The organism is Halocynthiibacter sp. SDUM655004, assembly GCF_026015885.1.
GTDB classification, from domain to species: Bacteria; Pseudomonadota; Alphaproteobacteria; order Rhodobacterales; family Rhodobacteraceae; genus Falsihalocynthiibacter; species Falsihalocynthiibacter halioticoli.
Window position 1 is genome coordinate 60,805 of the sequence record NZ_JAPDUG010000003.1, and the last position, 22,801, is coordinate 83,605.

Here is a 22,801-nt window from a genome sequence, read left to right on the forward strand (position 1 = left end):
CGTCACTCCGATGATGGCGCAATACCTCGAACTGAAAGCCCAGTACGAGAATGCGCTCCTGTTTTACCGGATGGGCGATTTCTATGAGATGTTCTTTGACGACGCGAAAGCGGCAGCGGAGGCGCTGGATATTGCGCTCACCAAACGCGGCAAACACAACGGCGAAGATATCGCCATGTGCGGCGTTCCGGTTCATTCCGCCGAAGGGTATTTGCTCACCCTGATCCGCAAAGGCTTTCGCGTGGCTGTTTGCGAGCAGATGGAAAACCCTGCCGAAGCCAAGAAGCGCGGATATAAGGCAATCGTGAAACGGGATGTTGTTCGGCTCGTGACGCCAGGAACATTGACCGAGGAAAGCCTACTCGAAGCGCGGCGGCATAACTATTTAGCGGCATTCGCAGAAATCCGCGGAGAGGCCGCATTGGCATGGGTCGATATTTCGACAGGTGCGCTTCATGTGATGCAAACATCTCCTGTTCGCTTAGGACCGGAACTGGCGCGACTGATGCCCTCTGAGCTTATTCTCTCGGAGTCAAAATTCGAAGATTACGCAGAGTTAGAGACGGAATTTGGCCTTTCCCTTACCCCGCTTGCTCCAGCCTCATTTGACAGCACATCCGCTGAAAGCAAAATCAAGTCGCTGTTCAAAGTTGGCTCTCTAGACGCATTTGGCAGCTTTAACCGCCCCGAGATCGCTGCACTTGGCGCGATTATCGACTATCTTGAGATCACCCAAAAAGGGAAGCTCCCGCTCCTGCGCCCACCCGTCCGCGAAAGCGTTGGCGGCACAGTTCAAATCGACGCCGCGACGCGCCGAAATCTTGAAATCACTCACAGCCTGTCTGGTGGTCGCGACGGCACGCTCATTTCCGCAATTGATCGCACACTCACAGCGGGCGGTGGGCGGTTGCTTGCACGGCGTCTTGCCTCGCCTTCAACCGACCTAAAGACCATTCAGATGCGCCAAGATGCGGTTGAATTCCTTGTTGAAAACTCTGCGCTCGCTGAAAACCTGAGCGAAGCGCTCCGCAGAACACCAGACCTTGACCGCGCCTTGTCTCGTCTTGGGCTTGAGCGCGGCGGACCCCGCGATATCGCTGCAATTCGAAACGGCCTTACACAGGCCGAGACGATCAAGGATACTTTTCCTGAAGGGCTGCCAGAACTGCTTGCAAGTGCGGCCAAGGACCTAAGCGGATACGACGAACTTGTTGATCTATTAGATCAAGCACTCGTAGCCGACCCGCCGCTTTTGGCGCGCGATGGTGGTTTCATTGCGCCCGGATTTGACGAGGAACTAGACGAAGCCCGCAAGCTACGAGACGAAGGACGCAGCGTGATTGCTTCCCTTCAGGCCAAGTATGCTGAGCTTGCGGATATTTCCTCGCTCAAGATCAAGCATAATAACGTGCTCGGGTATTTCATCGAGACGACAGCCACCCATTCCGAAAAAATGCTGGCGGCACCGCTCTCTGAAACCTTCATTCACCGTCAAACAACCGCCAACCAAGTGCGCTTCACGACCGTTGAGCTTTCAGAGATGGAGACCAAAATTCTCAACGCTGGCGGCCGCGCGCTTGAGATTGAGAAACGTCTCTATTCCACCTTAACAGAGGCCGTTTTAAACCACGCTGCCGAAATTAACCTTGCAGGAAACGCGCTCGCAGAGTTCGATCTCGCCTCTGCATTTGCAGACCTCGCCAAAGGGGAAAATTGGTGCAAGCCCAATGTCGACAACAGCCGGACCTTTGACATCATCGGTGGCCGACATCCCGTTGTTGAACAGTCTTTGCGCAAACAGGGCGATACACCGTTCGTTGCCAATGACTGCCAGCTTTCTGATGGATCAGACGGGGCTGATATCTGGCTTCTGACCGGTCCGAACATGGCGGGTAAATCGACGTTCTTGCGCCAAAACGCATTGATTGCGCTATTGGCACAGGCTGGAAGTTTCGTTCCCGCCAAATCTGCGCATATCGGAATAGTCAGCCAGATATTTAGCCGTGTTGGCGCATCTGATGATCTGGCCCGTGGGCGTTCGACATTTATGGTCGAAATGGTTGAAACCGCAGCCATTCTCAATCAAGCAGATGACCGCGCTCTTGTGATCCTCGATGAGATCGGGCGTGGTACCGCAACTTATGACGGCCTTTCTATTGCTTGGGCAACGCTTGAGCATCTTCACGATGCCAACAAATGCCGCGCACTTTTCGCCACCCACTACCATGAGATGACGGCTTTGGCCGACAAGCTTGGGGGCGTCGAGAACGCCACCGTCACCGTCAAAGAATGGGAGGGCGACGTGATCTTTTTGCATGAGGTCAAAAAAGGCGCGGCCGACCGATCTTATGGCGTGCAGGTGGCAAAACTCGCCGGTCTCCCCGATGCCGTGGTGAACCGTGCGCGCGTTGTGCTTGATGCACTTGAGAAAGGAGAGCGTGAGGGCGGAAAACAGAAGGCGCTGATTGACGATCTGCCGCTTTTCTCCGCAACACCACCACCGCAACCTGCGCCAGCACAAGATTCTATTGTCGAGGAAGCATTGAGCGAGATCATTCCTGATGAGTTGACGCCGCGCGAGGCGCTTCAGGTTCTATATGATCTGAAAGAAAAGGCGCGGACTTCTTAGAAACCCGCGCCTTAAAATTTGTTACTTCGGTGTTGAGCTCACGCCAACATGGGCTGGCCGCAGCAGTCTATCATGAAGCATGAACCCTTCGGCCATCACCTGAATGATATCGCCGGCAACCGTATCAGGCACAGGCGCCTCAAACATTGCTTCGTGCCGCTGCGGATCAAACTTGTCTCCGACTTCAGGGAGAATACGCTCAATACCATGCTTTGCGAATACATTTAGCAATTCGCGCATAGTCAGCTCAATCCCTTCAATCAGGGAAGCGTTTTCTTCGCGTTTGGTTTCGTCGATCGCGTCAAGCGCACGCTTCATGTTGTCGTAAACAGGAAGCATGTCGCGGGCGAGCTTGGAGCCGCCATAATTCTCGGCCTCGCGGCGATCACGGTCACTCCGCTTTCGTGCGTTCTCTGCATCTGCGAGGGCGCGCATGAAGCGATCACGGAAATCATCCCGCTCTTTGGTAACAATCGCCAGCTCGTCGGCCTCTTCTTCGGCCTCCATCGCATCTTCGGCGAACATTTCCGCTTCTACGGCTTCTGGATCATCTAAAAATTCGTCGTTCTTAGGCTCTGCCATCTTCTTTTCCCTAGCCCTGATCCGAAATCAGGCGTCCAACGAGTTGCGCCGTGTAGTCAACAATCGGCACGATACGTCCATAGTTCAGACGCGTCGGGCCGATGACTCCGACAGCGCCCATAATTTTACGATCAGCGTTCATATATGGAGAAACCACCAAAGAGGAACCCGAAAGAGAAAATAATTTGTTCTCTGAGCCAATAAAAATGCGAACACCCTCGCCTTCTTCGGCCAATTCCAGAAATTCGGCGATATCCCGCTTGCGTTCGAGGTCATCAAAGAGGGTTCGGATGCGCTCTAGATCCTCTTCATCCGAGCCTCCGCCCAAAAGATTCGCCCGCCCACGAACGATGAGTCTTTCGTGTTGATCGCCCTCGCCAACCCATTCCGCAAGGCCCTGTTCGACCATCGCCTGTGCGAGCGTATTGAGTTCTTGTTTACGTGATTTGATTTCCCGCTCGATTACGGTGGCAAGCTCGCCCAGCGTTCGACCTTCCGCAAATGCATTCAGAAAATTCGCAGCTTCGCGCATAGAGCTTGGCGTTTGGCCCATTGGCGGGGTGAACACGCGGTTTTCAACATGACCATCCGCAAAGACCAGAACAACAAGCGCGCGGTCCGGGCCGAGGCTAACAAATTCGATATGTTTAATCGGCGCCTCGTGTTTTGGCGTTAAAACAAGGCTCGCGCCGTGTGTTAGCCCCGAAAGAGCGGAACCAAGACGATCAAGCGCGTCACCAACGCCACGATCGTTACCGCCAAGTGTTTCATCAATCTTGCGTTGGTCTTGCTGGTCCAGATTGCCAACCTCAAGCAAACCATCAACGAACATCCGTAAGCCGCTTTGTGTTGGAACGCGTCCAGCGGAAACATGCGGGCTATCAAGAAGGCCCATATATTCAAGGTCTTGCATTACGTTGCGAATGGTCGCCGCAGATACTTTTTCATTCATGGTGCGCGTCAAGGTACGGCTGCCTACTGGCTCGCCCGTTTCGATGTACCCCTCGACGACGCGGCGAAATACTTCGCGACTACGGGCGTTCATTTCACTCAAAAGTTGGGAATTATCGCTCATTTTGCCCGACATCTGTTCATTTGAATTGACCGAAACCCATTTAATGGGGTTCTTGAAAAAACGTCAATCGGCCTTGCTAAGATAGGCTCTCCATGACTATTGAAGGGCAGCTTATACAAAGGATTTCATGATGCGCCCCTCTGGTAGAAATGTAGATCAAATGCGACCGATTTCAATCGAAACGGATGTCACAAAACACGCAGAGGGTTCCTGCCTTATCAAATGTGGTGACACCCATGTGCTCTGTACAGCCACTGTTGAGGAGCGTGTTCCCCCATTTATGAAGAACTCGGGCCTTGGTTGGGTCACGGCCGAATACGGGATGCTGCCGCGCGCGACAAACACACGGATGCGTCGCGAAGCAAAGAATGGCCAGTCAGGCCGAACTCAGGAAATTCAGCGTCTTATTGGCCGAAGCCTGCGCGCAGGTGTTGATCGTGTTGCGCTTGGTGAGCGTCAGATCACCGTTGATTGCGACGTTATTCAGGCCGATGGCGGAACGCGTTGCGCTTCAATCACTGGTGGTTGGGTGGCTCTTAAGCTTGCAGTGAACAAACTTATGAAGATCGGAGATGTGATATCTGATCCTCTTCTTGATCCGGTTGCGGCTGTATCTTGCGGAATTTACGCAGGTCAGGAAGTGCTCGATCTGGATTATCCCGAAGATTCCGAAGCTGGCGTTGACGGTAATTTCGTCATGACGGGCTCCGGCCAGCTTATCGAGGTACAGATGAGCGCCGAAGGCTCCACCTATAGCCGCGCCCAAATGAACGGCCTTCTCGATCTAGCGGAGAAAGGCGTTGCGGAACTCGTCGCTGCTCAGAAAGCCGTAACAAGCTAATGCGTAAACTGACGGAAAAGAAAATCGTTCTGGCAAGTCACAACGCCGGGAAGCTCCGCGAGATTTCTGAGCTTCTCGCGCCGTTCGGCATCGAAGTTGTTTCTGCTGGCGAGCTTGGCCTTGAGGAGCCAGAAGAAACCGAGAGCACATTTGTTGGGAACGCGCGGATCAAGGCGCATTTTGCCGCCAAATCCGCGAACCTGCCTGCTCTTTCCGATGACAGTGGTATTTCGGTGGATGCGCTAGACGGCGAACCAGGAGTTTACACCGCAGACTGGGCCGAAACACCGAATGGCCGTGATTTTCCAATGGCGATGAAGAAGGTCTGGGACAAGCTAGAGGCAAAGTCTGCCCCTCTTCCTCGGACAGCTGCTTTTTGTTGTACACTGTGCCTTGCTTGGCCCGACGGTCACGATGAAGTTTTCGAAGGTAGAGTCGATGGCTCGCTTACTTGGCCAATGCGCGGGGATCGCGGGTTTGGCTTTGATCCGATTTTTGTTCCGAACGGCAAGGAAGAAACCTTCGGAGAAATGGATCCTTCGGAAAAGAATGCAATGAGCCATCGCGCCGATGCGTTCGCCAAGTTCCGCGCGGTTTTGGAGACGTAGGATGACAAAGCTCATTTCTTCTGGTTCCGAGTTCGAGAAATCTGTTGGGTATTCCCGCGCAGTTGTTAAGGGCAGCTTCTGCTTTGTTTCCGGAACAACTGGATACGATTATGAAACCATGAAAATGCCAGAGAGCGTCGCCGATCAGGCTCGAAACTGCCTTAACACGATCGAGGCCACGCTTGACGAAGGCGGTTTTCAAATGTCTGACGTCGTGCGTGTACAATACACAATAGTTGATAGCGCCCTCTATGAGGAACTCGCTCCGGTTCTCGGCGAAGTGTTTTCTGAGATCCGGCCAGCAGCAACGATGGTTGTTGCCGGATTGATCCGTCCTGAGATGAAGGTCGAGATCGAAGTTACTGCGATGAAATCATAATGGAAGACTGGCAAAACGGCGGGTTTGGGTTCTATGTCCATTGGCCGTTTTGCATGGCCAAGTGCCCCTATTGTGATTTCAACAGTCATGTTTCCAAGGAAATCGATCAAAAACAATGGCGTTCGGCCTATCTCTCCGAGATTGACCGAGTTGCCGAAGAGATTGGTCCACGAACGCTGAATACTATCTATTTCGGCGGCGGAACTCCAAGTTTGATGGATCCAGACCTCGTTGCTGCAATTATCGAGCGCATTCGTACTCATTGGCCAACTGCAAACGATTTTGAGGTGACCCTTGAGGCCAATCCGACTTCGATCGAGGCCGGCCGGTTTCAAGGCTATCGCGATGGTGGGGTGAGCCGCATTTCAATGGGATATCAAGCCCTTAACGACGAAGACCTCAGGCGCCTTGGCCGGATGCATACCGCGAAAGAAGGCATGGAAGCCTTTGAAATCGCAAAGAATGCCTTTGATCGCGTGAGCTTTGACCTAATCTATGCCCGTCAGGACCAAACTCTCGATGCGTGGCGAGATGAACTCACTCGTGCGCTCGAATTATCCATCGATCACCTGTCACTTTACCAGCTAACTATCGAACAAGGCACGGCTTTTGGGGATCGATACGAACGCGGCAAGCTTCGGGGCTTACCGTCCGAAGACCTCGCAACGGATATGTTCTTCGTAACTCAAGAGCTCTGTGACAAAGCCGGCATGAGCGCTTATGAAGTCTCTAACCATGCCAAACTCGGGTCCGAAAGTCGTCATAACCTCGTTTATTGGCGATACGGTGACTACGCTGGGATTGGCCCTGGCGCGCATGGACGCATTACTGTGAATGGCCAGAAGATTGCCACCGAAACATTGAGGCAGCCCGAAGCTTGGCTTCAGGCCGTCGAGAAAAGTTCCAATGGAGAAACCGAGCGAGACATCGTTTCAAAGGCAGATCAGGCTTCAGAGATGCTAATGATGGGTCTACGCCTGTCAGAGGGTGTTTCTTTAGAACGGTTTTCCGCTCTGTCCGGTTCTAAAATATCCTCTCAGACACTTGAGAATTTGTCCGAGATGGGAATGCTTTTGCTAGATGGTGATCGATTGCGCGCAACTCCACAAGGACGCGTCATTTTGAACGCCTTGCTGCGCGAATTGTTGGTGGATATTTAATGCGGTTGTTTTGGTTTATTGGCGGATTCGTTTCATTGGCGCTGGGGATTACAGGTGTTTTATTACCTCTACTTCCAACAGTCCCTTTTCTGTTGCTCGCTGCATTCTGTTTTGCGCGATCATCTGAACGACTGCACGGATGGCTTATCGCACATCCAAAACTTGGACCGCCAATTGAAGATTGGAACGCACGCGGCGCCATCAGCAAGAAAGCAAAGATCGCCGCAACGGTTTCGATTGCTGCGGCATTTTCGATATCTGTATTTCTCGGCGTTAAGCCCTTCGTAATTGTCGTTCAGGGATTAACTCTCGCGTGTGTGCTTCTTTTTATCTGGACACGCCCTAACGTGTAGATGTTAGCAGTCTGCACAATTCATCTAAATCTTCCAAAGACTTATACTGAATTACGACCTTGCCGTTTTCTTTATCCGGGACGTGATCAATCACGACTTTCATGCCCAGATTGGCGTAAAGATCGCCCTCAAGTGCGCGCGTATCGGCGTCTTTCTCAGGTTTAAGTCGCTTTTTCGCAGCTTTCGGTGTTCCAGTTTTAACGAGCTTCTCTGTCTCACGAACAGAAAGCCCCTTTGCAACAACGTGCTTAGCAAGTTCTGATGCGTTGGGTGCGGTAATCAATGCTCGCGCATGACCAATCGAAAGTGCGCCATCGCGCAACATTTCCTGAACATCATCAGGCAATTGAAGAAGGCGCAAAAGGTTCGCGATGTAGCTCCGGCTTTTGGAAAGCGCGCTCGAAACTTTCTCCTGCGTATGTCCAAACCGATCCATCAACTGCCGATAGCCAAGTGCTTCTTCGATCGGGTTCAAGTCTGCACGCTGAATATTCTCGATAATTGCAACTTCAAGAACTTCTGTGTCGTCGAGCTCACGGATAATTACCGGTACTTCATGCACTTGCGCGATCTGAGAGGCACGCCAACGACGCTCCCCCGCTACAATTTCAAATGCATTTTCGCTCCGCGGGCTCGGGCGAACGATCAATGGCTGAATAACGCCCTTTTCCCGAATAGAATCCGCAAGACTTTGGAGTGCGTCCTCATCAAACAAACGCCGCGGCTGGTCCGGATTTGGCTCCAACCGCTCAACTGGCAAAGTACGCTCGGGTTTTGGCGTCGATTTTTGTTCATCTGCAGTTGGCTCAATATTAACATCAGCCATCAATGCAGAAAGTCCGCGCCCTAAGCCTCTCCGTTCGTTCTTTTTCTGCGCCATGATCTAAGCCTTTGTTTTCGCTTGTTTATGTCGGTTTGTGAGCTCTCGTGCGACTGCAATATATGCTAAGCTGCCTTTTGACGAAGGCTCATAGTCTACGACTGGCATAGCATAGGACGGCGCCTCGCTCACACGTACATTTCGGGGAATAACGGTTTTGAACACAAGATCGCCGAGGTTGTCACGCGCATCTGCCTCAACAAGCTGCGATAGGTTATTCCGCTGGTCGTACATGGTCAGGATAATGCCCTCGATCCGCAGGTTTTTGTTCGCTGTCTCGCGCACCTCACGAATTGTGAGCATAAGCTGAGAAAGCCCTTCAAGAGCAAAGAACTCACTTTGAAGCGGAACAAGAACGGAATCCGCAGCAACCATCGCATTTACAGTCAGAAGATTCAGCGATGGCGGGCAGTCGATGAGCACGTAATCAAGCTGGTAATCATCCATTTCACGCTGCCGAAGTGCGTCATAGAGCAAAAAGCTGCGTTTTTCGTTTGAAATCAATTCGATATCTGCCGAACTCAAGTCTGTTGTCGCGGCAATAATCTTGAGATTATTCACTTTTGTGGGCTGGATAACATCAGATAGCGCCGCATCATTCACCAACAAATCATATGTGGTGTAAGCTCTCTGATCTCGGCTCACGCCCAATCCAGTCGATGCGTTACCCTGCGGGTCAAGATCAACCAACAACACACGATACCCGGATTTCGCTAGTGCCGCGCCGAGGTTAATCGCCGTTGTTGTCTTACCGACCCCGCCCTTCTGGTTTGCAACTGCTATAATTCTGGGAGCCGCAGGGCGTGTGGGATCAGACATGAATGATATTTCCGATTCTTAGAATTCTGGCGTCAGTATCGGTTGCGCTTGGGAATTCTTCTAGTTCAAATTTCCAATTTTGTTGCGCTTCCTTGATCTCCTGTTGCACCTTCGCCCCTTTTGGGAAAATGCTCACAGTTCCTTCAATACCGTGGCGCGTAGTAAACTCGAATAACAGATTCAAGGAAGCAAGCGCTCTTGCAGAAATTACATCTGCTCTTTGCGGTTCAAGCGTTTCTATACGTTCGGTCAGAACAGTAAACTTCGCTCCTGTTTCACGTGAAACAGTCCGAAGAAATGCGCATTTTCGTTGGTCGCTTTCAACCAAAGTGAATTTCGCTTCCGGTGTTTTCTCAGCACCTAGAATCGCCGCGACTGCACCAGGAAAACCTCCACCACTTCCAAGATCTAGCCAATGCGTAACGCGCGGCGCGAGTTGAAAAACCTGAATAGAATCAACAATATGGCGGCTCCAAAGATCAGAGAGCGTTGATTTCGCTACAAGGTTGATCCGTGGATTCCATTTTTTTACAAGCTCGGCATAGTCCTCAAGTCGCTCCACTGTTTCACGTGAAACATCGTCGAGGTATGCTTCTACTGAAACAGGATTAGCCGACACTTTTGCTGCTCTTCTCGAGTTTACGCGCGGTGGCCAACAAAAGAGTTAGCGCTGCAGGTGTCATCCCTTGAATACGGCCAGCCTGTGCAATCGAACTTGGTCGGGCGTTCGCAAGCTTCAGACGCAATTCATTTGAGAGGCCATCAAGCGAGGCATAATCAAAGTCCTTTGGCAAAGATTGCGCTTCATCCCGTTTAATCGCATCAACATCCTTACGCTGCCGCTCAATATAAATCGAATACGCGGCATCTCGCGAGACCTGCTCCTGTATTGTCGGATCAATCTGTTGAAGCGATTCATCAAGCCCCGCTACGACATCAAAGGTAACTTCTGGAATTGAAAGTGCTTCGAATGCTGTTTTCCGAGGGCCGTCCTTATTGATTTTGACGCCCGCGTCGGCGAGTTGCCGCGAAGTAACGGAAATCGACTTTAGCTGATTTGTGGCGCTCTCAAGCTGCTCTGATTTCTTTGCGAACGCCGCTTTTCTTTCTTCGCCAACGCATCCGAGCGAAATACCAAGCGGCGTCAGCCTTTGATCAGCATTGTCGGCGCGCAACGAAAGCCGGAATTCAGCACGCGACGTAAACATACGATAAGGTTCCGAAACGCCGCGCGTGACAAGGTCGTCAATCATCACGCCAATGTATGACTCCGCCCTGCTGAAAATAACCGGCTCAACCTCTTTCGCCTTGCGCGCAGCATTCAACCCAGCAACCAATCCTTGCGCGGCCGCTTCTTCATAGCCGGTGGTTCCGTTGATCTGGCCAGCCAAAAACAGGCCTGGAACGTTCTTCAGTTCGAGCGTCGGAGACAACGCAACCGGGTCAATATAGTCATACTCAATCGCATAACCCGGCTGAATTATCTTTGTGTTTTCAAGACCATAAATTGAATGAACGTAATCTTCCTGAACATCCGCAGGCAAAGAGGTTGAGATCCCGTTCGGGTAAACCGTGTGGTCATCAAGCCCTTCCGGCTCTAGAAATATCTGGTGCGAACTCTTCTCTGCAAACCGAACGACTTTGTCTTCGATTGAAGGGCAGTACCGTGGCCCTACGCCTTCGATATGGCCGCCGTACATTGCAGATTTTTCTAAGTTCGCGCGGATAATCTCATGTGTCTTTTCATTCGTATGAGTAATCCCGCAGGAGATTTGCGGCACGGAAACCGAGTTTGACATAAAGGAGAACAAGACCGGATCCTCGTCTCCGGGTTGCATCTCGAGGTCATCCCAACGAATTGTACGCCCATCGAGTCGCGGCGGTGTCCCTGTTTTCAAACGGCTAAGCGGAAGATCGAAGGAATCAATTCGTTCCGCAAGCTTGGTGGAGGGTTTATCACCCATCCTTCCGCCAGGTCTCCGCTCGTCACCAATGTGAATTACGCCGCGCAAGAATGTTCCTGTTGTTAAAACAACAGCTTTTGAAGAAATTTCAGAGCCATCCGCGAGCACAATCCCACAGACACTTCCTTGCTCCATCAGAAAATCAGCGGCTTCGCCCTCGATAACGGTAAGTCCTTCGCAAGCTTCTATCTCTTGGAGCATCGACTCGCGGTAAATCTTTCTATCAGCTTGTGCGCGCGGTCCTTGAACGGCTGGCCCCTTGCGCCGATTCAGCAAACGAAACTGGATTCCAGCTTTATCCGCAACGCGACCCATAACGCCATCGAGCGCATCAATCTCCCGAACCAAGTGGCCTTTTCCCAAACCACCTATTGCAGGGTTGCAAGACATTACACCGATTCCAGAACGCTTTAACGTTACAAGAGCAGTTTTCGCGCCAAAGCGGGCGGCTGCATGTGCTGCATCTGCACCCGCATGGCCACCACCAACAACGATTACGTCAAAATCCGAATGTTTCACGTGAAACACTCCTTACTTACCCAAGCAAAAACTTGCGAATATTTCATCCAACAGATGCTCAACATCCACACGGCCGACAATTGAATCCAGAGCTCGAACAACGCTCCGAAGTTCTTCGGCAGCCAGTTCAGCGCGCTCTTCACCACGCAATACCTCAAGTCGGGCTGATTCTAAAGCCTCGATTCCTTGATCAATAGCCACACGATGACGCTCATGCGTCGCTGTTACAGCACCTTGTGCCCTTTCAGACAGGATGCTTGATATATTGTGGACGAGCATAGAAACACCGTCGCCGGTTTTTCCAGACACGCCCGGTTTTCCGCTTATGTCAGACTTGCCGGACACTTGGATATCATCCTCTTCCGGCTTCAATCCGCGAAAACCGCCTTCGTCAGCAGATAAGAAAACACGAAGGTCGGCATGTTTTGCCCGCTCAATAGCGCGTTCGATTCCGATACCTTCGACATGATCCTCAGTTTCGCGCAATCCAGCAGTATCAAGAAACGTGACTGCAAGCCCGTTCAAATCCATTCTGACTTCGATGACATCGCGCGTGGTTCCGGCAAATTCAGATGTAATCGCAGCCTCTCGCCCCGCAAGAGCGTTTAGCAAGGTCGACTTCCCCGCATTAGGCGGCCCAACAATAGCGACCTCAAACCCTTCGCGAATCCGTTCGGAAATGTAGCTCCCCTTGGATTCCGCCTTTAGTTCATCGCTTACGCGATCGATAAGTTCCAGAACCTCAGGCGAAACATCGACCGGAACCTCTTCGTCAGCGAAATCAATTGTAGCTTCAAGAAGAGCCGCCGCTCGGATCAGGTCTGTGCGCCAACGTTCGGCCTTCTCGCCCAGCGCACCAGACAAGACTTTCAATGCCTGCCTACGCTGCGCCTCTGTCTCGGCGTCAATGAGATCTGCGAGGCCTTCGACCTGCGCAAGATCAAGGCATCCATTTTCAAGAGCACGCCTTGTGAATTCTCCGGGTTCGGCAAGGCGCAAGCCAGCTATCTTTGAAAGCGCGGCCAAGGTTGCACGTATTGTTGCCACAGAACCATGCAGATGCAGTTCTGTGACTGCCTCACCTGTAAAGCTCGCGCCCTCTGGAAAACAAAGCACCAAAGCCTCATCCACCAGAACATCATCAACAACAAGCCGCCTTAACGCTGCCTTCCGTAGCGCGGGTCGTTCTACGCCAAAATGGGAAAGACACGCATGCGCAAGCGGTCCGGAAATCCGAACCACAGCGACGCCGGCCTTGCCGGTCGCAGAAGCGAGAGCGTAAATCGTATCCATGTTAAACCGTTGTTATTAAACAACAATTACCAAATCAGGTATTCATTGAATCGAAGAAGTCAGAGTTGGTCTTGGTTTGCTTCAGCTTGGAAATCAAGAACTCGATCGCATCTGTTGTACCCATCGGATTGAGGATACGGCGCAGGACGAAAGTTTTCTGAAGATCAACTTTATCAACCAGCAGGTCTTCTTTCCGTGTACCGGATTTTAGAATATCCATCGCAGGGAATACGCGCTTATCGGCAACCTTACGATCAAGAACGATCTCGCTGTTACCTGTACCTTTGAATTCTTCAAAGATCACTTCGTCCATCCGCGAACCGGTATCAATCAACGCTGTCGCAATAATGGTGAGCGAGCCACCTTCTTCGATATTCCGCGCAGCACCAAAGAACCGCTTCGGACGTTGCAGCGCGTTGGCATCCACACCACCAGTCAGAACCTTACCAGAGGATGGTACAACAGTGTTGAAGGCACGACCAAGGCGCGTGATCGAGTCAAGCAGGATCACAACATCGCGCTTGTGCTCAACAAGGCGCTTGGCCTTTTCGATCACCATTTCAGAAACGGCTACGTGGCGGGTCGCTGGCTCATCGAAGGTTGAAGATACAACTTCGCCCTTCACGCTGCGCTGCATGTCTGTAACTTCTTCTGGGCGCTCGTCGATCAACAGAACAATCAGATAGCACTCAGGGTGGTTCTTTTCGATGCTGGAGGCGATATTCTGCAGCAGAACGGTTTTACCTGTCCGTGGCGGCGCGACGATCAACGAACGCTGCCCTTTCCCGATTGGCGCTACAAGGTCGATGATGCGCGCAGAACGATCCTTGGTTGTTGGATCATCAGTTTCCATCTTGAGCCGCTCGTCTGGATACAGCGGTGTCAAGTTATCGAAGTTAATCTTATGCTTAGCACGCTCAGGCTCTTCGAAGTTGATCGCTGTGACCTTTGTCATCGCGAAATAACGTTCGTTATCGCCAGGTGCCTTAATCAACCCGTCAACGGTATCGCCGGTGCGCATAGAGAAAGACCGGATCATTTCAGGAGAGACATAAATATCATCCGGACCGGGAAGATAGTTCGCTTCCGGGCTCCGAAGGAAGCCAAAACCATCCTGAAGCACTTCAAGAACACCGTCTCCAGATACTTCCCAACCTTCGTCTGCACGTTCCCGCAGAATGTGGAACATGATCTCGCCCTTGCGCATTGTTGAGGCGTTTTCAATCTCGAGATCTTCGGCCATCGACAAAAGGTCTTTTGGCTTTAGCTGTTTCAGCTCGGCAAGAGTGAGGGATTGATTTGTCATGGAGATACGTCCTGATCCGGCCTGAACAGGCGCGCGGATGATTTTTGAATACAAATAGAAAGCAAGCAACCGGACGGCTGCCTACTCGCTACATAGGAGGCAAATGAGTTTGAGTCAATCCAACTTAGAATGGGCGCGCAATTATAGAAACAACGATAATCACCAAAAGCACGGTCGGGACTTCGTTCAGCATCCGATAATAGCGACCCGACTTCTCGTTCTCACCCCGTTCAAAGGCCTTCCGATACCGAGACAACATCCCATGCACTCCGGACAGGGCCAGAACGCTTGCAAACTTCGTATAAGGCCACACAGCGCTCCAATCGATAACTCCAGGCGTGAGCACAAGGAGAATACCAAACAGCCACGCCGCATTCATTGCAGGATTGATGATCACCTTAATCAATCGCCGTTCCATGAGTTGAAAGAGTTTGTCAGTCTCACTGCCCTTCTCAACGCTTTCGACGTGATAAACAAATAAGCGGGGCAAATAGAACATCCCCGCCATCCACGCGAAAACAGAAATCACATGTAGGCATTTAATCCAAAGATAGAATGGCAAGAGAAATTCAAACATCACTGCTCCTCATAGTTTGGCCAATCTATAATAATAAATAGAAAGAAGATAAAAGGATGATGATTATGTAGTGGGATGAAATTCTGTGGATTATTGAATCTTCCCGCGTTTTATACATGAAGGGAATTTTCAAAGAGAGATCAAAATGATTCTGTGGAGTATCTGATTTAATCTATGAATAATAATAATTTAGATCAAAATGACTTGTGGACTGACTCTGTAGAGAAATCTGGTAACCAGCGTGGTTTAAGGTTATCCACGGAAAATAATTATCCTAACCCACAGTGCATATAATCCCTGAACAGACGCATAAATGGCAGGGTTTCCCCAGCCGCTCGATCAGGGACCTGTTACCCACAATTTCATCCGCGGAGTTTCCGTGTAATAATCCACAGGTTCATACACATGCCCTCTGACATCATTCTTGCTTCCGGCTCTTCAATTCGCTGCGACATGCTTCAAAACGCGGAAGTACCGTTCTCCGTTGATGCACCGAATATTGATGAGAGCACGATAAAAGAGGCCTTGTCAGCACGAAAGGAAGGTGCAGAGGCTATTGCGCTCGCTTTAGCTACGGAGAAGGCCCTAGCGATAAGTCGGAAGCAAACATCGGCATGCGTGATCGGCTGTGACCAGACGCTCGAATTTGAAGGCGCGTTATTAAGTAAAGCGACATCGAAAGAGCAGCAGCTTGCGCAACTCGTACGTCTTCAGGGCAAGCCGCATTTTCTGCACTCGGCTGTTGTTGTCTGTGAAGATGGTAAGCCCGTTTGGCATCACGTGAGTTCGGTACGTCTAGAGATGCGAACCTGTTCTCACTCCTATTTGCGCGACTATGTCGAAAGGAATTGGCAACAAATTCGCCACTGTGTCGGAGGCTATCAACTCGAAAAAGAGGGTGTGCGCTTGTTTAGCCGCATCGAAGGAGACTATTTTACGGTTCTGGGGCTCCCTTTGTTAGAGCTTCTGTCCTATCTGGCATCGCAAGGAAAACTGTCAACATGAGCGAAGAACGTATCCCACTGGCCGGCGTAATTGGATCTCCGATTGCACATAGCCGATCTCCCGCCGTTCATGGACATTGGCTAAAGAAGTACGGAATTCAGGGCTATTATGTACCGATGCACATCGAACGCCCTGATCTGCGCGAAGCTATTCGGAATTTGCCAAAGCTCGGGTTCATTGGCGTAAACGTGACGATTCCTCATAAGGAAGAAGTTTTGGAGATGGCCGACCTGGTTACGGATCGTGCGGCGTTGATCGGCGCGGCCAATACTTTGATTTTCCGTGGGGACGGGAAAATTCACGCAGATAATACAGATGGGTATGGTTTCATCGAAAACATTCGCCAAGGAGCGCCAGATTGGGAGCCGGACATCGGGCCAGCGGTTGTATTTGGTGCGGGCGGCGCGGCGCGGGCCGTAATCGCGAGCCTGCTTGAAGTTGGTGTTCCTGAAATTCTCCTGACCAACCGAACAAAAAACCGAGCGGAGGCGCTCAAAGGGGATTTCGGTAAGAAGGTCACCGTGGTTGATTGGGTGCAAGCTGGTAACATTCTTGAAGATGCCAAAACAGTGGTGAATACCACCTCGCTCGGGATGGATGGTGCAGCGGAGTTCAGGGTACCGCTTGACGGCCTTCGCAAAGGTACGCTGGTCACAGACCTTGTCTATACGCCGCTTAACACGCAACTGCTTTTGGAAGCTGAAGAGCGCGGATGCCAAACCGTGGATGGTCTTGGCATGCTTCTTCATCAAGCGGCGCCAGCATTTGAGCGCTGGTTTGGCGTGCGTCCTGAAGTTGACGAAGAATTGCGCAACGTGGCGCTTTCAGCATGACGACCCCGTTCCTACTTGGCCTTACGGGTTCGATTGGGATGGGAAAATCAACCACAGCAAAAATGTTTGCGGAACTCGGATGTGATGTCTGGGACGCTGATGCGGCGGTGCACCGTCTTTATGCGAGAGATGGCGCGGCGGTGGAGGCGGTCGCAAGTCTGCTTCCAGACGCGGTGTCGGATGGCGAGGTGCAGCGCGACGCCCTCAAATCGCACATTAAAGAAAATCCCGAGGTCCTCTCGAAAATCGAGGATATCGTTCATCCGCTTGTCGCCGAAGATCGCGCGCGGTTCATCGGGCAATCCAATGCCGAAATTGTTGTGCTCGATATCCCGCTGTTGTTTGAGAACGGGACAGAGTCAGAGTTTGATGCTGTCGCTGTTGTTTCGGTTGATCCAGACACCCAAAGAAAGCGCGTTATCGCGCGGGGTCAAATGAGCGAAGAGATGTTTGAGAAAATTCGCGCCAAGCAAATGCCGAACGCCGAGAAAGAGGCGCGTGCAGATTTCGTTATTCCCACGTATAACCTCCGAGACGCAAAGAAGGCTGTTGAAACAATCGTCATGAAAATCAGAGCAGGAGAGATTCATGCGTGAATTGGTGATGGATACGGAAACCACCGGCTTTAAACCCGAAGAAGGTGACCGGTTGGTTGAGATTGGCGCTGTGGAGCTTTGGAACCACGTGCCGACCGGCAAGACATATCATCAGTACATCAACCCGATGCGGGATATGCCCGAAGATGCCTTTAAGGTTCATGGGCTCTCGGAGGAGTTTCTTTCGGATAAGCCCGTCTTTAAAGATGTGGCGCAGGATTTCCTTGATTTCATAGGAAATGATCGCCTTGTGATCCACAACGCTGCTTTTGATATGAAATTCCTGAACGCGGAGCTTGGGTGGCTCAACCGCCCGCCGCTTCCGATGTCACAGGCGTTGGATACGCTCGCAATTGCCCGCAAAAAGTTTCCCGGCTCTCCTGCGTCGCTTGATGCGCTTTGCCGACGGTTCGGTATCGATAACTCCAACCGCGTATTGCACGGCGCTTTGCTTGACTCCGAAATCTTGGCCGAGGTGTACCTTGAGCTTATCGGGGGACGTCAGCCGGATTTTGCGCTAAAAGCGGATCAAAACCAAAAGGTTGACGTGTCATCTGGAGAAGAGTGGCGGCCGCAGCGTCGTCAAAACCCTCTTCCTTCGCGGCTCACCGAGGAAGAGGCCGCCGCCCACGCAAAGTTTATTGCGGAACTGGGCGACGGCGCTATCTGGAACAAAGCCTGACTTAGGAAGCAGGTGTTGTTTGCGCGGCTGCTTCGGCCTGTGCGCGGCGCTGAAGCTCGGAGCGGTACAGCGCGAGGAAGTCGATTGTTTCGAGGTTGAGCGGCGGGAAGCCACCATCACGCGTAACATCGCCAACGATCCGGCGCACATATGGGAATAGCATCCGTGGGCACTCGATCAGCAAGAACGGGTGCATTTGCTCGTCAGGAACGTTTTGGATGTGGAAGATACCACCATACTCCAGCTCCATGAGGAACATCGGATCTTGGGTGTCTTTGATGTTGCTCACAACTTTGAGCTTCATGATGACTTCGTACTGGTTTTCAACCGAGCGCTTTTTGGCGTCGAGGTTAACCTGAACCTGTACGTCTGGTTGCGCAGCGTTTGTGATACCCTTTTGCGCAACGATGTTTTCAAACGAAAGATCGCGTACGAACTGGGCCAGAACTTGCATCACGGGCTGCGACGGCGCTGCGGCGGCTTTTGGCTCGGCTGCACCGTTTGTTTCTTCTGTCATTCTCTTATTCTCCTAAAAGGCAGTCATTCTTGAGGCGTCTGTATCAGGTTGCGCCATGAGCCTCAATCCTTGGTCCATCCAGAGGGCTGATCGGGCTTCTTTTGTGAGGGGCTCACCTCTTGATAATCCCCGTCAATCACATCCTCGGACGGGTTAGGGCGCGGGTCGTATGCAGATTGGGTATGAACCGAATAGCTCTGAACCTTCATCCGCGAGGATACATAGCGGATCACCGCAGCGCGGACCGGCGGCATCAGAAGCGAAATCCCGACGCTATCGGTAAAGAAGCCGGGCGTCAGAAGCAAAACACCAGCGACAAGGATCATCGCGCCATGGGCCAACGGCTCTGTTGGGTCGCGCATTTCACCGAACGATTGGCGGAGCGAGTTCATCGCCAACGCGCCCTGAACCCGCATCAGATATGACCCGAGAACAGCCGTCAGGATCACAATGCCGATAGTCGGCCAGGTTCCAATAACTTCGCCAACTTGCAGGAAAAGCCAGATTTCTAGGATCGGCACCGCAACAAAAGCGATTAATAGCCACATTTTGATGTTATCCTTCGTGTTGCCCGCATTGTTTCTGGTGCGGTCCTACACTACATAAGACCACAAGACGTGAGTTTCCAATTTTTTCCTTCGATACGAGGTTTCGATGAGCGGTGGCGGACTACAACTTCTGGTATTGGCCGGAATAGCCCTATTTCTGATACTCAAGCTCCGCAGTGTGCTTGGGACACGTGACGGCTATGAGCCCACACAAAACGCTCAAGCCCAACAAGCGGCGCGCAAGGCGGTCAGCGGATTTGAGGTAATCGATGGTGGTGTTGATCGGGATATCCTAGATAACATTGATGGCAACCCGAAAGCGGTTGAAGCCCTCACCGAGATGAAAAAGGTTGAACCGAACTTCAGCGTAACCGAATTCCTTGGTGGCGCGCGTGGTGCGTATGAAATGATCCTGATGAGCTTTGAGCGTGGAGACATCAAGGAGATCGAACCGTTCCTCTCTGAAGACGTTGCCGATAGCTTCACCGAAGTTATCGCCGCACGCGAAGACCAAGGCCTTACCATTGAGGCCGAGTTTGTGGGTGTTCGCGAGCTTGCACTTGTCGATGCGGAGTTTGACACCACAACCAAGCAAGCCGAAATGAAAATCAAATTCGTTGGTGAGCTTACATCCGTTGTGAAAGACAAAGACGGCAAGATCATCGAGGGTGACGCCCAAACCGTGAAGCGCCAGAAAGATGTCTGGACCTTTGCGCGCGAAATGGGTGCGAACGATCCGAACTGGCAGCTGGTTCAAACCGGCGAGTAATTCACGTGCTGCGTTGGCTGATAACCGGGCTGGGAATTGTCCTCGCTCCGCTTGCGGCCAACGCAGAAACGACCGCGCGCGTTCTTGAATTTGATACGCTGTCCGGCTGGCAGGATGATGACCATGCCGCCGCGCTTGATGTGTTTCAGGAAACATGCCGTTTGATGGATGATGCCGAGTGGCGGAACCTTTGCGCCTTCGCGGCGACTGGCCCCGATGCCAAGAATTTCTTCGAGTTGTTCTTTCGACCTGTCCTCATCGAAGACGGGTCGCCTGCCTTGTTTACCGGATATTTTGAGCCGGAGCTGTTTGGGTCACGAAGCCGAAACGGGCAATACCGCTACCCGCTCTATCGAAAGCCCCCTGCTGAATACGTCAACCTCACAAGAAAAGAGATTGATCAAAGCAGCTTGTTGAGCGGCCTTGCGATTGCGTGGGTCGATAATCCGGTCGATGTCTATTACCTGCAAATTCAAGGCTCAGGTCGCGTTCGTCTTACCGATGGAAGCGCAATTCGTGTTGGCTATGGCGGCGAAAACGGTCACCCAAATCGTTCAATCGCGCAGGAACTTATCAATCGCGGGATCATGAAACGAAGCGAAGCCTCAAACGCGCGCATTCGGTCTTGGTTTAACCGCAACCCAAGCCTCGGGCAGGAAATTCTTTGGACGAACCCTTCGTATGTGTTCTTCCGGAAGGTTTCGGTTCCGGGAAACAAAGGGCCGCGCGGGGCGATGAACCGTTCCATAACGGCGCTTCGTTCGCTCGCCGTTGATCCGCGGTACATCCCGCTCGGTGCGCCAGTTTGGATGGAAAAATCAGGGCGGCTTGCGCTGAAACGATTGATGGTGGCGCAGGATACGGGGGCCGCAATCAAAGGTGCACAGCGAGCAGATGTTTTCTTTGGAACGGGTGCCGCAGCCGGAGAGATTGCCGCGCAAACCAATGACGCCGGGCGCATGGTTGTTCTTATGCCGATCCAAACAGCATTTGCGATTGCGCCAGATTGGGCTGAGTAAATGAAAAAGCCCCGCGGACTACACCCAGATGAAGAAGCGCTTTGGCGTGTTGTTGCCGAACAGGCAGAGCCGCTGCATCCGAAGCAACCGCTGACAAACTCTGGCGCTTCAATTCCTGATCCAAAGCGCAAACCGGTCAGGATTAACAAATCCGGACTGCGCGCCTTCAACATCGGAGAGAAGGCCCCGCACCGCAATCAAAGCCATGATCTTAAGCCTGCATTGTCTGATCGGATCGGGCAAGCACCAGTTCATATGGATCACAAGACCTTCGGCAAGATGAAACGTGGCCGTATCATTCCGGAAGGCAAGCTTGATCTTCACGGAAAGACAATGGCGCAAGCCCACCCCGCGCTTAATCGCTTTATCCTTGATGCCTATGCGGATGGAAAACGCCTTGTGCTTGTTGTGACGGGCAAAGGCAAACACCGTGATGAACCGGGGCCGATCCCCGTTCCTTTCGGTGTTCTGAAACATCAGGTACCGCAATGGCTGATGATGGCACCGCTTCGCTCCGCTGTTTTGCAGGTCAGCGAAGCACATCTAAAACATGGCGGAAGCGGCGCCTATTACGTTTACCTACGCAGGCACCGCTAAGAAGGGTTTTACCCAGCGCATACCAGCAGCCACAAGGATACAAGCCAAAGCGAAGTAAAGCGCAATGCCGTACATCTGTTGGCCAAAGTCGATGTTCATATCAATTAACGCGCCAGTAAGACCCGGTCCGATTGCGGATGCTGCAACCATGATCGCAGCGGCCATTGCTTTGATCGAACCGAGATGCTTGGTGCCATAGAACTCGGCCCAGAAAGCAGGGAATGCGACGGTGCTCGCGCCTTGCGAAAGCCCAAGGAAACCGAGCGCGACTGCCATTCCAGTAAGCGTTGAACCAGATGCAGCAAGCGCAAATCCAAGCGCCATCGGGGCAAGGCAAAATGGTAGGATGCGCGGAGTCGAGAAACGGTCGATCAAGACTCCGGTAAGTACCATGGAAAAAGCACTTATGAGCGTAAAGATTGGAAACAGAGCCACAAACCCGAGGTGGGTAAAGCCTTTGATCTCCACGATATGAACCTGTTGAAAGAAGAAGGATGTCATGAAGCATGGCGGCCCTAGTAGTGCTGGCAGCATGAACCAGAACAGTGGATTCCCGAGGACCTGTTTACGCCGCCAATGATGCCCGCCCATCCCGACGGCTTGATTTTCTTTGGCCAATGATTGGGGTGTTCGCTCATAGCGCAGGAGCGTAACAAGCAGGGGAATGGCGAGCAGAACGAGGAACGCAGCCAACAGCCAGAGTTTTTGCCAAGCAAAATACGCCATCAACGATACAAAGATAAACGGTAGCAACGCCTCGCCAGATTTGAACCCGAGCGATGCAATGGCAAGCGCGCGCCCGCGGGTGGCAACAAACCACCGTGCCATTGAAACTGTGGTGGCGTGGGCGGTCATGCCCTGCCCTGTAAACCGAAGCGCAAAGATGACGAAAACAAGCGCCGTCGCGTTCGGAACAAAGGCCATCGCGACGCAAGACAGCGCCAGCAACCCAAGGACAGTCGCGCCCAAAACACGTATGCGCAAATGGTCAACGAGTCCCCCTGCCCAGACCATAACAACTGCTGATGCGGAGGTTCCGAGAAGATAGATCCCGCCCCACGCCCCGTGCGACAAATCAAAGTCGCTGCGGATCGAGCCAGCGAAAATCGAAATAAAATAAGTTTGTCCGAAACTGGATGTCAGGGCCAGCAGAAAGCCAGCGGCGAGCCAGCGGGCGTTTGCCGCGAGGAAATTTAGAAATGTCATAGGGGTCCTTTGTTGCCGCGGAGTTTGGCCCGAGCGACAAGAAA

25 protein-coding genes are annotated in these 22,801 nt (G+C 52.1%); 13 read left to right on the forward strand and 12 right to left on the reverse strand.

Going from position 1 to position 22,801, the window contains the following annotated elements; translation table 11 throughout:
- Positions 1 to 10 precede the first annotated feature (10 nt).
- Positions 11 to 2,629, forward strand: coding sequence for a DNA mismatch repair protein MutS (mutS, locus tag N9C89_RS13640; protein ID WP_263954714.1), 2,619 nt, complete (start codon positions 11 to 13; stop codon positions 2,627 to 2,629).
- A 21-nt stretch (positions 2,630 to 2,650) separates the two neighbouring features.
- On the opposite strand, the gene N9C89_RS13645 is transcribed toward mutS, so the two are convergent.
- The gene (locus N9C89_RS13645) at positions 2,651 to 3,211 is read right to left on the reverse strand and encodes a nucleotide exchange factor GrpE (RefSeq protein ID WP_263954526.1); all 561 of its coding nucleotides are present in this window, start codon (positions 3,209 to 3,211) and stop codon (positions 2,651 to 2,653) included.
- A gap of 10 nt (positions 3,212 to 3,221) precedes the next feature.
- Entirely contained in the window at positions 3,222 to 4,286 is a 1,065-nt protein-coding gene (hrcA, locus tag N9C89_RS13650; protein WP_263954527.1) for a heat-inducible transcriptional repressor HrcA, read from the reverse strand.
- A 130-nt stretch (positions 4,287 to 4,416) separates the two neighbouring features.
- Between hrcA and rph the strand changes: the two genes are divergently transcribed.
- Genes rph through N9C89_RS13675 form a run of 5 tightly spaced genes read left to right on the forward strand, consistent with a single transcriptional unit; the run spans position 4,417 to position 7,627 of the window.
- Positions 4,417 to 5,127 carry a ribonuclease PH gene (rph, locus tag N9C89_RS13655; protein ID WP_263954715.1) on the forward strand — a complete coding sequence of 237 codons (711 nt, stop codon included), beginning with the start codon at positions 4,417 to 4,419 and terminating at the stop codon, positions 5,125 to 5,127.
- Positions 5,127 to 5,735: an RdgB/HAM1 family non-canonical purine NTP pyrophosphatase gene (gene rdgB / locus N9C89_RS13660; protein ID WP_263954528.1), complete on the forward strand. Its 609-nt coding sequence runs from the start codon at positions 5,127 to 5,129 to the stop codon at positions 5,733 to 5,735. The genes rph and rdgB overlap by 1 nt, the downstream gene beginning before the upstream one ends.
- A gap of 1 nt (position 5,736) precedes the next feature.
- Positions 5,737 to 6,114 carry a RidA family protein gene (locus tag N9C89_RS13665; RefSeq protein ID WP_263954529.1) on the forward strand — a complete coding sequence of 126 codons (378 nt, stop codon included), beginning with the start codon at positions 5,737 to 5,739 and terminating at the stop codon, positions 6,112 to 6,114.
- Positions 6,114 to 7,274: a radical SAM family heme chaperone HemW gene (gene hemW / locus N9C89_RS13670; protein ID WP_263954531.1), complete on the forward strand. Its 1,161-nt coding sequence runs from the start codon at positions 6,114 to 6,116 to the stop codon at positions 7,272 to 7,274. The genes N9C89_RS13665 and hemW overlap by 1 nt, the downstream gene beginning before the upstream one ends.
- A complete protein-coding gene (locus N9C89_RS13675) occupies positions 7,274 to 7,627 on the forward strand; it encodes a YbaN family protein (protein ID WP_263954532.1) in 354 nt (117 codons plus the stop codon). The genes hemW and N9C89_RS13675 overlap by 1 nt, the downstream gene beginning before the upstream one ends.
- Here the strand turns inward: N9C89_RS13675 and N9C89_RS13680 are convergent.
- From N9C89_RS13680 to hemJ, 7 genes are all read right to left on the reverse strand, one after another.
- The gene (locus N9C89_RS13680) at positions 7,617 to 8,507 is read right to left on the reverse strand and encodes a ParB/RepB/Spo0J family partition protein (RefSeq protein ID WP_263954533.1); all 891 of its coding nucleotides are present in this window, start codon (positions 8,505 to 8,507) and stop codon (positions 7,617 to 7,619) included. The two genes, N9C89_RS13675 and N9C89_RS13680, sit on opposite strands and share 11 nt — an antisense overlap.
- Before the next feature lie 3 nt (positions 8,508 to 8,510).
- A complete protein-coding gene (locus N9C89_RS13685; protein WP_263954534.1) occupies positions 8,511 to 9,326 on the reverse strand; it encodes a ParA family protein in 816 nt (271 codons plus the stop codon).
- The gene (rsmG, locus tag N9C89_RS13690; protein ID WP_263954535.1) at positions 9,319 to 9,945 is read right to left on the reverse strand and encodes a 16S rRNA (guanine(527)-N(7))-methyltransferase RsmG; all 627 of its coding nucleotides are present in this window, start codon (positions 9,943 to 9,945) and stop codon (positions 9,319 to 9,321) included. Before rsmG ends, N9C89_RS13685 begins: the two co-directional genes overlap by 8 nt.
- A complete protein-coding gene (gene mnmG / locus N9C89_RS13695) occupies positions 9,935 to 11,818 on the reverse strand; it encodes a tRNA uridine-5-carboxymethylaminomethyl(34) synthesis enzyme MnmG (protein WP_263954536.1) in 1,884 nt (627 codons plus the stop codon). Before mnmG ends, rsmG begins: the two co-directional genes overlap by 11 nt.
- Before the next feature lie 3 nt (positions 11,819 to 11,821).
- Positions 11,822 to 13,102 carry a tRNA uridine-5-carboxymethylaminomethyl(34) synthesis GTPase MnmE gene (gene mnmE, locus N9C89_RS13700; RefSeq protein WP_263954537.1) on the reverse strand — a complete coding sequence of 427 codons (1,281 nt, stop codon included), beginning with the start codon at positions 13,100 to 13,102 and terminating at the stop codon, positions 11,822 to 11,824.
- A 34-nt stretch (positions 13,103 to 13,136) separates the two neighbouring features.
- Positions 13,137 to 14,408 (reverse strand): transcription termination factor Rho, encoded by a 1,272-nt coding sequence (gene rho / locus N9C89_RS13705; RefSeq protein ID WP_263954538.1) that lies wholly within the window; start codon positions 14,406 to 14,408, stop codon positions 13,137 to 13,139.
- Between the two features lie 124 nt (positions 14,409 to 14,532).
- Entirely contained in the window at positions 14,533 to 14,985 is a 453-nt protein-coding gene (hemJ, locus tag N9C89_RS13710; RefSeq protein WP_263954539.1) for a protoporphyrinogen oxidase HemJ, read from the reverse strand.
- Positions 14,986 to 15,390: 405 nt separating this feature from the next.
- On the opposite strand from hemJ, the gene N9C89_RS13715 reads away from it, so the two are divergent.
- Genes N9C89_RS13715 through dnaQ form a run of 4 tightly spaced genes read left to right on the forward strand, consistent with a single transcriptional unit; the run spans position 15,391 to position 18,101 of the window.
- Positions 15,391 to 15,990 (forward strand): Maf family protein, encoded by a 600-nt coding sequence (locus N9C89_RS13715; RefSeq protein ID WP_263954540.1) that lies wholly within the window; start codon positions 15,391 to 15,393, stop codon positions 15,988 to 15,990.
- On the forward strand, positions 15,987 to 16,823 hold the full coding sequence (locus N9C89_RS13720; protein WP_263954541.1) for a shikimate dehydrogenase: 837 nt from the start codon (positions 15,987 to 15,989) through the stop codon (positions 16,821 to 16,823). The genes N9C89_RS13715 and N9C89_RS13720 overlap by 4 nt, the downstream gene beginning before the upstream one ends.
- Complete coding sequence (coaE, locus tag N9C89_RS13725; RefSeq protein ID WP_263954542.1) at positions 16,820 to 17,419, forward strand: dephospho-CoA kinase; 600 nt, start codon at positions 16,820 to 16,822, stop codon at positions 17,417 to 17,419. Before N9C89_RS13720 ends, coaE begins: the two co-directional genes overlap by 4 nt.
- Positions 17,412 to 18,101 carry a DNA polymerase III subunit epsilon gene (dnaQ, locus tag N9C89_RS13730; RefSeq protein WP_263954543.1) on the forward strand — a complete coding sequence of 230 codons (690 nt, stop codon included), beginning with the start codon at positions 17,412 to 17,414 and terminating at the stop codon, positions 18,099 to 18,101. Before coaE ends, dnaQ begins: the two co-directional genes overlap by 8 nt.
- Position 18,102: 1 nt before the next feature.
- On the opposite strand, the gene secB is transcribed toward dnaQ, so the two are convergent.
- Both secB and N9C89_RS13740 read right to left on the reverse strand, forming a co-directional pair.
- Positions 18,103 to 18,618, reverse strand: coding sequence for a protein-export chaperone SecB (gene secB / locus N9C89_RS13735; protein WP_263954545.1), 516 nt, complete (start codon positions 18,616 to 18,618; stop codon positions 18,103 to 18,105).
- Positions 18,619 to 18,680: 62 nt separating this feature from the next.
- Positions 18,681 to 19,166, reverse strand: coding sequence for an FxsA family protein (locus N9C89_RS13740; protein ID WP_263954546.1), 486 nt, complete (start codon positions 19,164 to 19,166; stop codon positions 18,681 to 18,683).
- Positions 19,167 to 19,272: 106 nt separating this feature from the next.
- On the opposite strand from N9C89_RS13740, the gene N9C89_RS13745 reads away from it, so the two are divergent.
- Genes N9C89_RS13745 through N9C89_RS13755 form a run of 3 tightly spaced genes read left to right on the forward strand, consistent with a single transcriptional unit; the run spans position 19,273 to position 21,551 of the window.
- Positions 19,273 to 19,935: a Tim44/TimA family putative adaptor protein gene (locus tag N9C89_RS13745; RefSeq protein WP_263954547.1), complete on the forward strand. Its 663-nt coding sequence runs from the start codon at positions 19,273 to 19,275 to the stop codon at positions 19,933 to 19,935.
- A 5-nt stretch (positions 19,936 to 19,940) separates the two neighbouring features.
- A complete protein-coding gene (locus N9C89_RS13750; protein ID WP_263954548.1) occupies positions 19,941 to 20,954 on the forward strand; it encodes a murein transglycosylase A in 1,014 nt (337 codons plus the stop codon).
- Positions 20,955 to 21,551: a Smr/MutS family protein gene (locus N9C89_RS13755; protein WP_263954550.1), complete on the forward strand. Its 597-nt coding sequence runs from the start codon at positions 20,955 to 20,957 to the stop codon at positions 21,549 to 21,551.
- Here N9C89_RS13755 and N9C89_RS13760 read toward each other — a convergent pair.
- Positions 21,534 to 22,757, reverse strand: coding sequence for an MFS transporter (locus N9C89_RS13760; protein ID WP_263954551.1), 1,224 nt, complete (start codon positions 22,755 to 22,757; stop codon positions 21,534 to 21,536). The genes N9C89_RS13755 and N9C89_RS13760 overlap by 18 nt on opposite strands.
- Positions 22,758 to 22,801: the final 44 nt, after the last annotated feature.